Here is a 14,816-nt window from a genome sequence, read left to right as displayed (position 1 = left end):
AGCACGTGCACCGTCGGCTCCGGATTTACTAACGGAGCATTCGTTAATATGCGGGCCCGCTCGACTGCCGTCAACAGGGCGGACGGCCGGGGCCGCGGATGTGCTGGGTACAGTGCCGACAGCGCGGTCGGCCAAGGGAGTTGAGACACATGGCAGTCCGGGATACGGCGGCCACCGGTCCGCATGTCCTGCGCCGTATGAACGTCGCCGCGGTCCTTGCCGCACTGCGTGACGGCGCGACCCGCACCGCCCGCGTCACCGACCTCGCGGCACGCACCGGGTTGTCCCGCCCCGCGGTCACGCGGGCCCTGACCGAGCTGAGGGAGTGCGGCCTGGTGGAATCCACCGCGGGCGCCGGACCGCAGCAACTGGGCCGCCCCGCCCAGTACGCCAGGTTCCGTGCCGAGTCCGGGTACGTCGCCGGGGTGGACATCGGCCCGCACCACGTGCACGTGATGATCGCGGATCTCGCGGGCGAGGTCCTGGCCTCGCACCGGGCGGCGGTGAACGCGGGCGCGGCCGGGCCCGAGCTCTTCGCCGTGGTGCGGTCCGCCCTGACCGCGGCGGCGGCCGGGGCGGACGTGCCGCTGTCACGGCTGTGGGCCGTGAGTACGGGGACCCCCGGCATCGTCGACCGCGAACGCGGCGAGGTCCTGCTCGCCCCCAGCATTCCCGACTGGGCCGGACTGCCCGCCGTGTCCCTGCTGCGCGACTGGCTGCACTGCCCGGTGACCATCGACAACGACGTCGATCTCGCCGTTCTGGCGGAGCGTTGGCGCGGCGCGGCCGTCGGGGCGGGCGCCGACTCCGGCATCGGCTCCGGCACCGGATCGGACTGCCTCGTCTTCGTCCACTGGGGCCGGCGCATCGGCACCGGCATCGTCATCGACGGCAGGCCCTACCGGGGCCATTCGGCCGCTGCGGGAGAGCTCGGCTTCATCGACCTGGCGGGCAGTCCCGACGCGCCCGCCCGGCCGCGCACGGCCGACGGCATGGGCCCGTTCGAGCAGCTCGTCGGCGCCGAGGCCATTCACCGGCTGGCCCTGGAGTCCGGCGCCCCGGTCGGCGAGGCCCCCGACATCGCGCCGCTGTTCGCCGCGGCGGAGGCGGGCGAGCGCGCGGCGGTCGAGGTGGTGGAGCGGGTCGCCGCCCGTTTCGCCCGCGGCCTCGCGGCGCTGCTGCTGGTGCTCGATCCGGGCCGGGTCGTCATCGGCGGCGGAGTGTCACGTGCCGGGGACACCCTGCTCGACCCGGTACGCCGCCATCTGCGCGCGCACACGCTGGTCCCGGTGACCGTGAGCGCCTCGGCCCTGGGCGAGCGGGCGGTCGCCACGGGGGCGGTGCGCCGCGCCCTGGACGTCGCCGAGGAGCGTGTGACGGCGGCGTGGCAGGGCACCGGCCGGCCGCCGCGGGCCGCACCGGAGCCGTGACCTTTGCGCAGGTGCGAAAGCGGTACCGGGGCCGCCGGGCCCGCGGTGCCACGTCCACGTGGCCGCTGCCCCGCGTGGAGCGCTCTCCCCCACCGGCCGCCGTCACACCCCGGTCGGACGCCCGCCCCGGTCGCCCCGGCCGACGAGTGCGCCGACGCGCCCGCTCCTACGCGCCGCCCGATCTGCTGCCCACCGAGTCGCCGGTCGTCCTCGGCACCGGAACCGGCACCGGGACCGGCAGGTCGTCCTGCGGTCTCGCCGCCGCCGGAACCGTCGGCACCCGCAGCTTCCGGGGCCCCGCCAGTACGTAGGTCAGCCCGAAGCCGAGCGCGACGACGACCGCGCCGCCCACCGCGTCCAGCACCCAGTGATTCGCCGTGGCGATGATCGCGGAGACCGTCAACAGCGGGTGCAGCAGCCCCAGCGCCTTCATCCACAGCTTCGGGGCCAGCATGACGATGACCACACCGCACCAGAGCGACCAGCCGAAGTGCAGCGAAGGCATCGCCGCGTACTGGTTGGTCATCGAGGTCAGCGTTCCGTAGTCCGGCTTGGCGAAGTCCTGCACGCCATGGACCGTGTCGATGAAGCCGAGCCCCGGCATCAGCCGCGGCGGGGCCAGCGGGTAGAGCCAGAAGCCGACCAGCGCGAGGATCGTGGCGAAGCCGATGGAACTGCGGACCCAGCGGTAGTCCGCGGGGCGCCGCACGTACAGCACGCCGAGGATCGCCAGCGGCACGATGAAGTGGAACGTCGAGTAGTAGTAGTCGAAGAACTCCCTCAACCAGCCGACCCCGACGACCGCGTGGTTGGCCCAGTGCTCTATGTCGATGTGCAACCACTGTTCGAGGGAGTGGATCTGGCGGCCGTGGTGTTCGGCGGTGGCACGGCCCGCCGTCGCCGCGAGCCTGACGTGTGCGTACGCGGAGTACACGACCCGGATCAGGAGCAGTTCCAGCAGCAGGTTGGGACGGCTGAGCACCCGCCGCCAGAACGGCAGCAGGGGGACGCGGCTCCAGCGGGCCGGGACCGGGGTCGCGTAGTCCGTGGGGATCGGCTGCTGCCAGTACGGCGAGGTGCGCGGCAGGAACGGTGCGGCGCAGGCCGCCCCGAGCGCGGCGATCAGCAGGATGTTGTCGCGCAGCGGGAAGACCACCGCCATGTTCGGCAGCAGCATCTTCCCCGGCAGCGTGATCACGAGCACCACGACCGCCGGCCACACCATCCGGTCGGAGGCCCGCTTGCCGACCCGGCCGACCACGGCGAGCAGCACCCACAGCAGCTGGTGCTGCCAGGCGGTCGGCGAGACGGCGACGGCGACGCAGCCGGTCACGGCTACGGCGAGCAGCAGCTGCCCGTCGCGCGCGTACCGCACGGCGCGGCGCAGTCCGAGGTAGCAGACGCCGGCCGCCAGCACCACGAACAGCGTTCTTTCGAGCGGCCCCTCCAGGCCGAGGCGGAGCAGCGCGCCGTGCAGGGACTGGTTGGCCAGGCTGTCCGGGTTGTCACCGAGCCCGGCGCCCGCGACATGGTGCACCCAGTAGGTCCACGAGTCGCTCGGCATCGCGGCCCAGGCCAGTGCGGTGCAGGCGATGAACGCGGCACCGCCGGTCACCGCGGTCTGCCGGCGGCCGGTGAGCCAGAGCAGGACCGCGAAGAGCAGCACCGTCGGCTGGAGCGCGGCCGCGAGCCCGATCAGGAGGCCCGAGGCGCGTTCCCCGCGGACGGCGAAGCAGGCCAGCAGCACCAGCAGAACCGGCAGGATGCTGGTCTGCCCCAGGTAGAACGCGTTGCGAACCGGCAGGGACAGCATCAGCAGGCTGATCGCGACAGGGGCGGCCAGCAGAGCGGTGCGGCGGCTGACGGGGCCCGGCAGCGCGCGGGCGGCAACGATGCCCAGGGCGGCGACGAGCAGTAGCGAACCGAAGGTCCAGGCGACGCCCAGACTCTGTTCCGCGGTCCGGGCCAGTGGCTTCAGCACCAACCCGGCGAACGGGGTTCCGGTGAAGCGGTCGCTGTCGTACAGCGAGCCCGTCACATGCAGGACACCGTTCTCACCGATCCAGGTCTCCAGATCGATGAGCCGTTCTCCCGGTGGCTGCCGCAGAACCACCGCCATCTGCCGTACAGCCAGTGCGGCCACAACCAGCCAGAGCAGGGCCCGGGCTGCCCCGGTCCTCGCCCCTGTCGCCGCGTCTCCGCGCACACTGTGCTCCGCATTCGCCACGCTGCGCCGACCCTCCCGCCGTTTCTGTGCCCGTCCCTCGACCTGGGCGTGCTGTGAAACCTTCGCATTGCGCTATGAGGTAGACACAATCAACCCCCTCTTCGCCTGACTGTCATCCTCCTTTTTTCCGAAAGAATGACCGAAAAGCCGTTCGGGCCGGGGCCCGGTACCGGGCCGGACGGGCGGCGGACCTGCACCGGAACCGGAACCGGACCGGTGGTGCCCACGTCCTCTCCCGTGTTCGTCGATCACGGGGGAGGAAGACGGGACATGCGGGGCGCAGGGAGGAAACGGAGTGCGCGGGCCGAGGGGCGCGCGTGGCTGGTGCGGGCGCTGGCACTGGCGCTGACGCTGGTGTCGCTTCAGCTCGGTTCGTTGATCAGCCCGGCGTACGCCTGCGGCTGCGGGGCGATGGTCCCGAGCGGGGCGACCCGGGTATCGGTCGACCGGGAGACCTCCGTCGTGGACTGGGACGGCCGTACCGAACAGATCGTCATGCGGCTCACGGTCCGCGGGGACGCCCCCGAGGCGGCCTGGATCATGCCGGTGCCGCACCGGGCGAGCGTGGAGCTCGGCGATCCGTCGCTCTTCTCCGAGCTGGCCGCGCTCACCGCGCCGGTGCAGGCGACCAGGCACTACTTCTGGCCGCGCTCCGACGACTGGCCGTTCGCCGGTTCGGGCAGCAGCGCGGACGGGGCCGGCGCTCCTTCGGCCGGCGCCCCGCCGGTCCGGGTGGTGGGCCGGGAGCGGCTCGGCCCCTTCGATGTGGCGCGGCTGGCCGCGACCGACCCCGAGGCGCTGCAGACCTGGCTGACGGACAACGGCTTCGAGCTGCCCGACCGGCTGGCGACGGCGTTGAAGCCCTATGTCGACCGGAGGTGGGAGTACGTCGCGATCCGTCTCGCCCCCAAGGACGGGAACAGCCCGCTCGGCGGCGACCTCGATCCGCTGCGGCTGCGCTTCGCCAGTGACCGACCGGTCTACCCGATGCGGCTGTCGAAGCTCGCCTCGACGCCGCAGCAGCTCGGCCTGTACGTCCTGGCGGCGCACCGGATGGAGCCGCGCGGCGCGATCGGCGGCGAGGCGCCGCAGGTGACGTACGCGGACAGGGTCGACCCCGGTTCGATACGGGACGACACCGGGGCGCTGGCGGCGATGACGGGCGGTGAGCCGGTGTTCGTCACCGCGATCGAGCAGTCGTTCCCTCGGCCCGAGCGGATCGACGGCGATCACGAACTGCGCGCGGCCGACGCGGACACCCCGTACCGGACCGTGGTGTACACGGACCGGTTGCTGACCGCGGGCGGCGTCCCCGTCTGGCTGCTGTCGCTGCTCGGGGCCGTGCTGTCGGCGGCGGCTGCGGCGCTCCTGGTGCTGCGGATCCGGCGGCGCCGGCCGGTGGCACCTCCGCCGCCGGTCATGGTTCCGCCGCCGCTGGGGTGAGCGCGGTGGCGGCTGGGGTGAGCACGGTGGCGGCGGAGGTGAGTGCGGCGGGGGTGAGCGCGGTGGCCGTCCCGCCCGGCGATCCGAACGCTCGCGTGCGGAGTGAATCCGGCGTGGAGCGCCGACCGCCGACAAACCGTTCGCACCTTTGATCATGCTCAGGCCAGAATGACGGCATGACCTGGACCGCGGCCCCCGAACCCGTCGACTCCCCCGATGCCGCGCTGCTGCGTCGCGACTACTACGACGAGGTCGCCAGTCGCTACTGGGGGCGGCCGGCCACCACCGAGGAGATCGACGAGGGGCTCACCGACGACGGTGCCGACCGGCTCGCCCCGCCCACCGGCCGGTTCCTCGTCGGCCGCTTCGAGGGGAAGCCGGCGGCCTGTGCCGGGCTGCTGCTGGTGGACGCGGAGCTGGCGGAGCTGACCCGGGTGTTCGTGCGCCCGGAGTACCGCGGCACGGGCGGCGGCGGGCTGCTGCTGACGGCCGTCGAGAGCGCGGCGCGCGCCATCGGCGTACGCACCATCAGGCTCGACACCCGCAGCGACCTGGTCGAGGCACGGGGGCTGTACACCAAGCACGGCTACCGGGAGGTCCCGGCGTTCCACCGGCGGCAGTTCGCGCAGCACTGGTTCGCCAAGGAGCTGTAGGAACCGCGGGAATCCCCGGAGCTCCAGCGGATCCAGGGCCCCGGGAGCTCCGGGGAGCTCCAGGAGCCGTCCGCAGGGCACTCACGCGGGCCCAAAGGCCGAGCGGTCCGCAGGCTGCTCGCGCGGGGCCAAGGCCGAGCCCATCGGCCGGGCTGCTCACGCGGGTCCGGCCGCGTGGTTCCGCCTCGGCTCGGGGCCGCGCGGCCGTTCCTTGCTCGATCCGGTCGTCTCGGCGGTCAGCTCCGCCACCAGCCTGACCAGATCGGTCGGCCGTTCCGGCCCCCACCAGTCGCCCAGCAGCTCCGCCATCGACTGCTCACGGGCCTCCGCCAGCTTCACCACCACTTCCGCACCGGCCTCGGTGAGCACCAGCTGTATCCCTTCGCGCCGGACCAGTCCGCGCTCCTCCAGCTGACGCGCCGCCTCGGTGATCACCCGCAGCGGCACCGGGGCGACATCGGCGAGCATGGCGGGTTCGACCGTGCCGTGCCGCCGTACCCGCAGCAGCATCCAGCTCGCCGCGGGCAGCAGGTCGTACCCCGCCCTCTTGGTGATCTTCTCGTAGATCTCGCGGCGGCCCTCACGGGTGGCGAGCACCGAGAGGGCTCGGGCACATTCGTCGTACGAGGACCGCTCGACCGGGTTGGTCGCCAGGGTCTCGGTGGGTTCCGGGGCGGTCACCGAGCCGCGCAGCCTGTCCTCCTTGAGGAACCAGGCGAAGGCGAAGGCGACCAGGACGACGGGGGCCGCGTACAGGAACACATCGGTGATCGAGGTCGAGTACGCGTGGAGCACCGGGGACCGCAACGCGGGCGGCAGTTGGCCGATGGCCCGCGGGTCGGCGGCCAGCCCCTGGGCGCTGACCCCGGGCGGCAGGGTGCGGCCGGTCAGGGCCGCGGTCAGTTTGTCGATGAGCCGGTTGGTGAAGATCGTGCCGAAGACGGCGACACCGAACGAGGCGCCGATGGAGCGGAAGAAGGTGGCTCCGGACGTGGCGACGCCGAGATCCTCGTACGTGACGGCGTTCTGCACGACCAGCACCAGGACCTGCATCACCAGGCCGAGACCGGCGCCGAAGACGAAGAAGTAGATGCTCATCTCCGCCGTACTGCTGGTCTCCGTGAGCCGGTGCAGCAGCAGCAGGCCGATGGTGGTGACGCCGGTGCCCGCGATCGGGAAGACCTTCCAGCGGCCGGTGCGGCTGACGATCTGCCCGGACACGGTCGAGGTGAGAAGCAGACCGGCCACCATCGGAAGCATGTGCACACCGGACAGCGTCGGCGTGATGTTGTGCACCACCTGCAGGAAGGTCGGCAGGAAGGTCATCGCGCCGAACATCGCGAAACCCACCACGAAGCTGATGACGGCGACGAGGGTGAAGGTCCTCGTCCGGAACAGCTCCAGCGGAATGACGGGCTCATCGGCGCGGCGTTCCACCCGCACGAAGGCGATCAGCAGCAGCACGCTCAGTACGGCGAGACCGATGCTCTGCGCCGAGCCCCAGGCCCAGGTGGTCCCGCCGAGCGAGGCGACGAGGACGAGGCAGGTGGCGACGGAGGCGATGAGGAAGGTGCCGAGGTAGTCGATGGTGTGCTTCGTGCGGTGGACCGGGATGTGCAGCGCGGCGGCGATCACGAGGAGCGCCACGACGCCGACCGGCAGGTTGACGTAGAAGACCCAGCGCCAGCTGAGATGTTCGGTGAAGAGACCGCCGAGAAGCGGTCCGAGGACGCTCGTCGCACCGAAGACCGCACCGAACAGGCCCTGGTACTTGCCCCGTTCGCGCGGCGCGACGAGGTCGCCGACGATCGCCATCGAAAGCACCATCAGGCCGCCGCCGCCGAGGCCCTGAAGGGCGCGGAAGCCGATGAGCTGCGGCATGTTCTGGGCGATGCCGCAGAGCGCCGAGCCGATGAGGAAGATGACGATGGCGCTCTGGAAGAGTTTCTTGCGCCCGTACTGGTCGCCGAGCTTGCCCCAGAGCGGGGTCGCGGCGGTCGATGCCAGCAGATAGGCCGTGACCACCCAGGAGAGATGTTCCAGCCCGCCGAGTTCGCTGACGATGGTCGGCAGCGCGGTGGAGACGATGGTCTGGTCGAGCGCGGCGAGCAGCATGCCGAGGAGAAGCGCACCGATGGCCACCATGACCGACCGCGCAGAGCGGTCCCCACCGAGGGTGGGGGCCGGGGGGCTCAGATGCTGGGCCATAGAACATCTCCTCGGGTCCACTACATCCCCATCCTGGCCGTTCCCTACCGTTCCGGCCTGCCGAACGGGACCAGTGGGGGCCGGGCGGGACCGGGCGGGGGCGGACGGGCCCTGCGCACGGCGAGGGCCGGACGGGAACAGTGCACGGTGGGCCGGTGGGCCACCGTCGTCGTGCGATGCTGGTGCGCATGACACTGGAGGACCTGGTACGGCTGCGCCGCGCCCGGGACACGATGGACCGCGACTACGCGCGGCCGCTGGACGTTCCGGCCCTGGCCGGCGTCGCCCTCATGTCACCCGGGCACTTCTCCCGCAGCTTCCGCGCCGCCTTCGGTGAGACGCCGTACAGCTATCTGATGACCCGCCGCGTCGAGCGGGCGAAAGCACTGCTGCGCAGGGGCGACCTGAGCGTGACGGAGGTCTGCTTCGCGGTCGGATGCACCTCGCTCGGGTCGTTCAGCTCGCGCTTCACCGAGCTGGTCGGCGAGAGCCCCAGCGCCTACCGGTCCCGTCGCCACGAGGCCGGCGCGGAGATCCCGGCGTGCGTCGCCAAGATCCTCACGCGACCGGTCAGGAATGGAGAAGCACAATCCGCCGCCGCCTCGTAGCGTCGAGGCATGAACATCAAGCTCGCACAGTGCTTCATCGCAGTCGACGACCATGACAAGGCGCTCGCCTTCTACCGCGACGTCCTCGGCCTGGAGGTACGCAACGACGTCGCCTTCGAGGGGATGCGCTGGGTGACCGTCGGCTCACCCGCTCAGGCGGACGTGGAGATCGTCCTCGAACCGCCGCTCGCCAACCCCAATGCCTCGCCGGCCGACAAGCAGGCGATGGCGGAACTGCTGGCCAAGGGCATGCTCCGCGGCGTGATCTTCTCCACCGACGACTGCGACGACACCTTCGAACGCATCCGGGCGGGCGGCGGAGAGGTGCTGCAAGAGCCGATCGACCAGCCGTACGGCGTCCGCGACTGCGCCTTCCGCGACCCGGCCGGCAACATGCTCCGCTTCACCCAGCCCCGCAAGCGGTAGGAACCGGCGACGAGGCCCGCGAAGCCGCGTCCGGTCCCGAGTGAATCGCCGGCGGTGCCGGGACCGAGGCCGTGTCGGCGGCGGTCGGGCGTCCGCTGCGCGGTCCGCGCGACCGCGAGCTGATGCCCGGCGGCCGCTGACCCGCGACGGCCGCCGGCCGGTCCGACGCGTCGGCCGGGCGCACCGCGTGGGCGGGCACGCCGCGCGGTGCGCCCGTCCACGCGGTGCGGGCACGCCACGTCGGCCGGGGCCCGGACGCCCCACGGGCCCTTTGCCGCGGCCGTGCCGACCAACGAGGACCTGCCGTTACGCTCGAAGGCGGCCGGATCCAGCCAGGCGACGCCGAGGGAGACCGCGCAGGCGGCCCCGCCCGACAGATGGAGACACGATGAGCAAGGCCACGAGGGCGGACACGCAGTCGCCTGCGCCGCACGCCGCCAACAGCCACGATCTGATCCGTGTGCACGGCGCCCGCGAGAACAACCTCAAGGACGTCAGCATCGAGATCCCGAAGCGTCGGCTGACGGTGTTCACCGGCGTCTCCGGCTCGGGCAAGAGCTCGCTGGTGTTCGACACGATCGCCGCGGAGTCGCAGCGGCTGATCAATGAGACGTACAGCTCCTTCGTGCAGGGCTTCATGCCGACGTCGGCGCGGCCCGAGGTCGACGTCCTCGCCGGGCTGACGACCGCGATCATCGTCGACCAGCAGCGGATGGGTGCCGACCCCCGCTCCACGGTCGGCACCGCCACCGACGCCAACGCGATGCTGCGCATCCTCTTCAGCCGGCTCGGGCAGCCGCACATAGGCCCGCCCAGCGCGTACGCCTTCAACGTCCCCTCGGTCCGGGCGAGCGGTGCGATCACCGTCGAGCGCGGTGCCAAGAAGGCGGTGAAAGCGACCTTCACCCGCACCGGCGGCATGTGCACGCGCTGCGAAGGCCGGGGCACGGTTTCCGACATCGACCTCACCCAGCTCTACGACGACTCCAAGTCGATCGCCGAAGGCGCGTTCACCATCCCCGGCTGGAAGTCCGACAGCTTCTGGACCGTGCGGGTCTACGCCGAGTCGGGCCTCCTCGACCCGAACAAGCCGATCCGCAAGTTCACCAAGAAGGAGATGCAGGACTTCCTCTACCGGGAGCCGACCAAGGTGAAGGTCGAGGGCGTCAACCTCACCTACGAGGGGCTGATCCCCAAGATCCAGAAGTCGATGCTCTCCAAGGACAAGGAGGCGATGCAGCCGCACATCCGGGCGTTCGTGGAGCGGGCGGTCACCTTCACCACCTGCCCCGACTGCGACGGAACCCGGCTCAGCGAGGGGGCCCGGTCGTCGAAGATCAAGAAGATCGGCATCGCCGACGCCTGCGCGATGCAGATCAGCGACCTGGCCGAGTGGGTCCGTGACCTCGACGAGCCGTCGGTGGCGCCGCTTCTCGCCGCGCTGCGGCAGAGCCTCGACTCGTTCGTGGAGATCGGCCTCGGCTACCTCACGCTCGACCGGCCGGCGGGCACGCTGTCGGGCGGCGAGGCGCAGCGCGTCAAGATGATCCGCCACCTCGGCTCCTCGCTCACCGATGTCACCTATGTCTTCGACGAGCCCACCATCGGCCTGCACCCGCACGACATCCAGCGGATGAACAACCTGCTGCTACGGCTGCGGGACAAGGGCAACACGGTGCTCGTCGTGGAGCACAAGCCGGAGACGATCACGATCGCCGACCATGTCGTCGACCTCGGCCCCGGCGCCGGTACGGCGGGCGGCACCGTCTGCTTCGAGGGCACCGTGGAGGGGCTGCGGTCCGGCGGCACCCTCACGGGCCGCCATTTCGACGACCGGGCCGCCCTCAAGGAGACGGTGCGCAAGCCCACCGGCACGCTGGAGATCCGGGGCGCGACGACGCACAACCTGCAGGGCGTCGACGTCGACATCCCGCTCGGGGTGCTCGCCGTCGTCACCGGCGTCGCCGGTTCCGGCAAGAGCTCGCTCGTGCACGGGTCGATCCCCGCCGGCGAGGGTGTGGTCTCCGTCGACCAGGGCGCGATCCGCGGCTCGCGGCGGAGCAACCCGGCGACGTACACCGGACTGCTCGACCCGATCCGCAAGGCGTTCGCCAAGGCCAACGGCGTGAAGCCCGCCCTGTTCAGCGCCAACTCCGAGGGCGCCTGCCCCACCTGCAACGGCGTCGGCGTCATCTACACCGACCTGGCGGTGATGGCCGGTGTCGCCACCACCTGCGAGGAGTGCGAGGGGAAGCGGTTCCAGGCGTCGGTGCTGGAGTACCGCCTCGGCGGCCTCGACATCAGCGAGGTGCTCGCGATGTCGGTGACCGAGGCCGAGGCGTTCTTCGGCGCGGGCGAGGCACACACGCCGGCCGCGCACCGCGTCCTCGTCCGGCTCGCCGACGTCGGGCTCGGCTACCTCAGCCTCGGCCAGCCGCTCACCACGCTGTCCGGCGGCGAACGGCAGCGGCTCAAGCTGGCTACCCACATGGCCGAGAAGGGCGGCGTCTACGTCCTCGACGAGCCGACCACCGGCCTCCACCTCGCCGATGTCGAGCATCTGCTCGGCCTGCTCGACCGGCTCGTCGACTCCGGCAAGTCGGTCATCGTCATCGAGCACCACCAAGCGGTCATGGCGCACGCCGACTGGATCATCGACCTCGGCCCCGGCGCCGGACACGACGGCGGCCGGATCGTCTTCGAGGGCACACCCGCCGACCTCGTCGCCGACCGCTCCACCCTCACCGGCGAGCACCTCGCGGCCTACGTCGCCACCTGACCGGGGCCCTCGCGGGCGGCGCGCGGGCCGAGTGAACGGTGCGGCACGAGCGGGCGGTGCGGGGGGCGCGGGACGAGCGGGCGGTGCCGGCGGATCGGGACAAACGGGCGGTGCGGGGCAAACCCACGGCGCGGGCGGCGGCGGTGCGACCGCTCACCCGGAACGCCGCCGCGAACTCACCCGCCCCGCCTCACCTGTTGAGGAACTCCGCGCACCGGTAGGGGCCCAGCGCCGCGCCTTCGGACGGCCGCAGGGTGACCTCGACGTCGTCGGCCCTGACCTTCGGGTCGAGTACGGACTGGGCGCGTGCCAGCGTGCACACCAGCTGCCCCGTGCCCAGGTCGCGCCCCGTTTCCGTATAGGGGCCGTCGATGCGCACCGTGACCCGGGTGCCCGTCCCGGTGACCTCGTACCCGCCGAGCCGGACGAGCGAGGTCAGGCCGTCGCGCCGCTGGGCGGGCGACGGGTCCTGGCCGAGCAGTTTCACCGCCCCGTTGAGTTCCGTGACCTCCCTGTCGAGCAGCACTCCGCGCAGCCCGCCGGCGGATACGTAGTACAGCCGCATCCCGCGCGTCAGCCCGGACGCCGGCTCGCCCGCGCCTATCACTCCGGTCGGCTGGACGCCGCAGCCCATGAGGGCGATCAACCCCAGCGCGACGGCCACGCCCCCCTGCCGGACCTTCACTCCGTGTCCTCTCCTGTACGTCGCAGGGGCAGCCGCAGCGTGAACACCGCGCCGCGCCGCGGTCCATCGGCCGCGTCGACCACGTCGGCCACGTCGGCCACGTCGATCGTGCCGCCGTGCAGCCGCGCGTTCTCCAGCGCGATCGCCGTACCGAGGCCGCTGCTCTGTCCGCTGTCGTCGGCCGCGCCACGCGTGCGGGCCGCGTCCGCCTTGTAGAACCGGTCGAAGACCCGGTCCCGGGCCCCCGGCGGCAGCCCGGGACCGTGGTCGGAGACCGCCAGGGTCACCCACTCCCCGTCCGCCGCGAGGTCCGTCCCGAGGGTCACGGTGACCGGCGGGGCTCCGTGCCGCAGCGCGTTGCCCACCAGGTTCGCGACGATCACGTCGATGCGGCGCCGGTCGACCACCGCCCGTACGCCCTCGGGGAGCTGCGTGCGCACCCGGTCCGTCCAGCCGCGCAGCGCCAGCGACGCCCGTACGGTGTCGGCGAGGTCCGTCTCAGCCGCGTTCAGCCGTACCGCCCCGGCGTCGAAGCGGGAGATCTCCATCAGGTCCTCGACCAGCCGGGACAGCCGTGCCGTCTCCGCGCCGACGGTACGGGCCGCCCGCGCCGCGTCCGGCGGCAGCTGGTCGGCGTCCTCCTCCAAGACGGTCGCCACCATCGTCATCGCCGCGAGGGGCGTGCGCAGTTCGTGCGACACGTCCGCCACGAAGCGGCGCGCCTTCGCCTCCTGCTCGCGCAGTTCCGCGTCGGAAGCCTGGAGCGCGTCGGCCGACTCGTTGAACGTCCGTGCCAGGTCGGCGAGTTCGTCGTGCCCGGTGACGGCGACCCGGCTGCCGAGGTCTCCGGCCGCGAGCCCGCGGGTGGCCCGGCTCAGCTTCCGTACCGGACGAAGGACCGTCCCCGCGGCCAGCAGCGCCAGGACGGCGGCCAGCAGCACCACCGGCACGGTGCCCGCCCGTACGGAGTCCAGCAGGGCGGCGGTGTCGTCGCGCTCGGCCCGCAGATCGGTGATCGCGAAGACCTCCAGGCCGGAGGTGCGGTGGTCGCCGTCGGCGTACGTCACGGGCATGCCGACGACCAGATAGGGCTCGCCCCGCCACTGCACCCGCTGGAACTTGGCGTCGTCGCCGGTCATGACGGCGGTGCGCAGCTCGACGGTGATCCGGCCCTCCGTCTCGGCGAGCGGGTCGGAGACCGCGGTGACGCCCTGGTAGCGGGCGACCACGATGCGGGCACCGATGCCGTCCGAGACCTTCGCCGCGAACCGGGACAGCGACCCCTGGTCGGGCGGTATGTCGAAGTCGGCGGCGACCGCGGTGACCCGCTCCCGGAGGTCGGCCACGGCGGAGTTCTGGGTGCGCCGGAGGACGGCGGTGCGGGCGTCCCGGTAGGCGAGGGCGGTCGCGGTCACCGCACTGATGAGAGCGACGACGACGAAGGTGACGACGAGCCGGGTGCGCAGCCCGCCGACGAGCCGCCGGGAAGGCCGCTTCGAGGCGGCGCCGCGCCTGTCCTTGTTCCTACGGTTCACAGCGGGTCCGTCCGGTTCACAGCAGGTCCATCCGGTTCACAGCGGCCCGAAACGGTAGCCGAAGCCCCGCACCGTCTGTACGTACCGCGGCTTGGCCGGTACGTCCTCGATCTTGGCCCGCAGTCGGCCGACCGCCGCGTCCACCAGCCGGGAGTCGCCCAGGAAGGTGTGGTCCCAGACGGATTCGAGGAGTTGCTCGCGGCTGAGGACACGGCCGGGGGAGGCCGACAGCTCCAGCAGCAGCCGCAGTTCGGTGGGCGGCAGCGGGACCGAGGCGCCGTTCTTGGCGACGGTCAGTCCGGCGCGGTCGATCACCAGCCCGGCGAGATCGGCGTCCGACCCCTTTCGTGCGGACGGTTCCGCGCGCCGCAGGGCGGCCCGGATGCGGGCCTCCAGGACGGGCGCGGTGACCGGCTTGACGACGTAGTCGTCGGCGCCCGCCTCCAGGCCGGTCACGATGTCCGAGTCGTCACCGCGCGCGGTCAGCATGATGACCGGCAGGGTCGCCGAGCGGGCGCGGATGCGGCGGCACACCTCGAAGCCGTCGATGCCGGGCAGCATCAGGTCCAGTACGGCCAACTCGACCCGCGCACCCTGTTCCCCGGCCAGCAGGGCGAGGGCCTGCTCGCCGGTGGCGGCGGTGTCCACGCCGTACCCGTGCCGGCGCAGCACGAGCTCCATTCCGTCCCGTACGGACGCGTCGTCCTCGATGAGCAGTACATGCGGCATGGGGCCGATTATGGGCACGCCGGGACCGTTTCCGCCTGCTCCGTACAGGGCGGACGCGCAGGCCGGGGGCATTGTTACGTTCCCATCATGTGG

General features: G+C 72.1%; 11 protein-coding genes. 6 read left to right on the top strand and 5 right to left on the bottom strand.

From position 1 onward, the window contains the following. Positions 1 to 149: 149 nt before the first annotated feature. A complete protein-coding gene (locus tag ACFVT1_RS19310; RefSeq protein WP_389796729.1) occupies positions 150 to 1,430 on the top strand; it encodes an ROK family transcriptional regulator in 1,281 nt (426 codons plus the stop codon). A gap of 166 nt (positions 1,431 to 1,596) precedes the next feature. Here the strand turns inward: ACFVT1_RS19310 and ACFVT1_RS19305 are convergent, their stop codons facing one another. Further along, positions 1,597 to 3,588, bottom strand: a complete 1,992-nt coding sequence (locus ACFVT1_RS19305) for a bifunctional glycosyltransferase 87/phosphatase PAP2 family protein (protein ID WP_389796970.1) — start codon at positions 3,586 to 3,588, stop codon at positions 1,597 to 1,599. 339 nt (positions 3,589 to 3,927) lie between these two features. On the opposite strand from ACFVT1_RS19305, the gene ACFVT1_RS19300 reads away from it, so the two are divergent. Both ACFVT1_RS19300 and ACFVT1_RS19295 read left to right on the top strand, forming a co-directional pair. After that, positions 3,928 to 5,100 carry a DUF2330 domain-containing protein gene (locus tag ACFVT1_RS19300; RefSeq protein WP_389796727.1) on the top strand — a complete coding sequence of 391 codons (1,173 nt, stop codon included), beginning with the start codon at positions 3,928 to 3,930 and terminating at the stop codon, positions 5,098 to 5,100. 176 nt (positions 5,101 to 5,276) lie between these two features. Beyond that, a complete protein-coding gene (locus ACFVT1_RS19295; protein ID WP_389796725.1) occupies positions 5,277 to 5,753 on the top strand; it encodes a GNAT family N-acetyltransferase in 477 nt (158 codons plus the stop codon). A 156-nt stretch (positions 5,754 to 5,909) separates the two neighbouring features. On the opposite strand, the gene ACFVT1_RS19290 is transcribed toward ACFVT1_RS19295, so the two are convergent. Beyond that, positions 5,910 to 7,961, bottom strand: coding sequence for an MFS transporter (locus ACFVT1_RS19290; RefSeq protein ID WP_389796724.1), 2,052 nt, complete (start codon positions 7,959 to 7,961; stop codon positions 5,910 to 5,912). A 188-nt stretch (positions 7,962 to 8,149) separates the two neighbouring features. Here ACFVT1_RS19290 and ACFVT1_RS19285 point away from each other — a divergent pair, with 188 nt between their 5' ends. From ACFVT1_RS19285 to ACFVT1_RS19275, 3 genes are all read left to right on the top strand, one after another. After that, on the top strand, positions 8,150 to 8,569 hold the full coding sequence (locus ACFVT1_RS19285; RefSeq protein ID WP_389796723.1) for a helix-turn-helix domain-containing protein: 420 nt from the start codon (positions 8,150 to 8,152) through the stop codon (positions 8,567 to 8,569). Positions 8,570 to 8,578: 9 nt separating this feature from the next. Beyond that, positions 8,579 to 8,995 carry a VOC family protein gene (locus tag ACFVT1_RS19280; RefSeq protein ID WP_389796721.1) on the top strand — a complete coding sequence of 139 codons (417 nt, stop codon included), beginning with the start codon at positions 8,579 to 8,581 and terminating at the stop codon, positions 8,993 to 8,995. Positions 8,996 to 9,383: 388 nt separating this feature from the next. Continuing rightward, positions 9,384 to 11,774 carry an ATP-binding cassette domain-containing protein gene (locus ACFVT1_RS19275; protein WP_389796719.1) on the top strand — a complete coding sequence of 797 codons (2,391 nt, stop codon included), beginning with the start codon at positions 9,384 to 9,386 and terminating at the stop codon, positions 11,772 to 11,774. A gap of 190 nt (positions 11,775 to 11,964) precedes the next feature. Here the strand turns inward: ACFVT1_RS19275 and ACFVT1_RS19270 are convergent, their stop codons facing one another. From ACFVT1_RS19270 to ACFVT1_RS19260, 3 genes are read right to left on the bottom strand one after another with little or no spacing between them, the layout of a single operon-like run. Further along, on the bottom strand, positions 11,965 to 12,459 hold the full coding sequence (locus ACFVT1_RS19270; RefSeq protein WP_389796717.1) for a hypothetical protein: 495 nt from the start codon (positions 12,457 to 12,459) through the stop codon (positions 11,965 to 11,967). Then, positions 12,456 to 13,994 carry an ATP-binding protein gene (locus tag ACFVT1_RS19265; RefSeq protein WP_389796716.1) on the bottom strand — a complete coding sequence of 513 codons (1,539 nt, stop codon included), beginning with the start codon at positions 13,992 to 13,994 and terminating at the stop codon, positions 12,456 to 12,458. The genes ACFVT1_RS19270 and ACFVT1_RS19265 overlap by 4 nt, the downstream gene beginning before the upstream one ends. 36 nt (positions 13,995 to 14,030) lie before the next feature. Continuing rightward, a complete protein-coding gene (locus tag ACFVT1_RS19260) occupies positions 14,031 to 14,723 on the bottom strand; it encodes a response regulator transcription factor (RefSeq protein WP_389796715.1) in 693 nt (230 codons plus the stop codon). Between the last annotated feature and the right edge of the window lie 93 nt (positions 14,724 to 14,816).

Origin of the sequence: Streptomyces sp. NPDC057963, from assembly GCF_042887155.1 — a bacterium.
Lineage (GTDB): Bacteria > Actinomycetota > Actinomycetes > Streptomycetales > Streptomycetaceae > Streptomyces.
The sequence above is the reverse complement of the archived record's forward strand: the minus strand, read 5'-3'. Positions and strand labels throughout refer to the sequence as shown.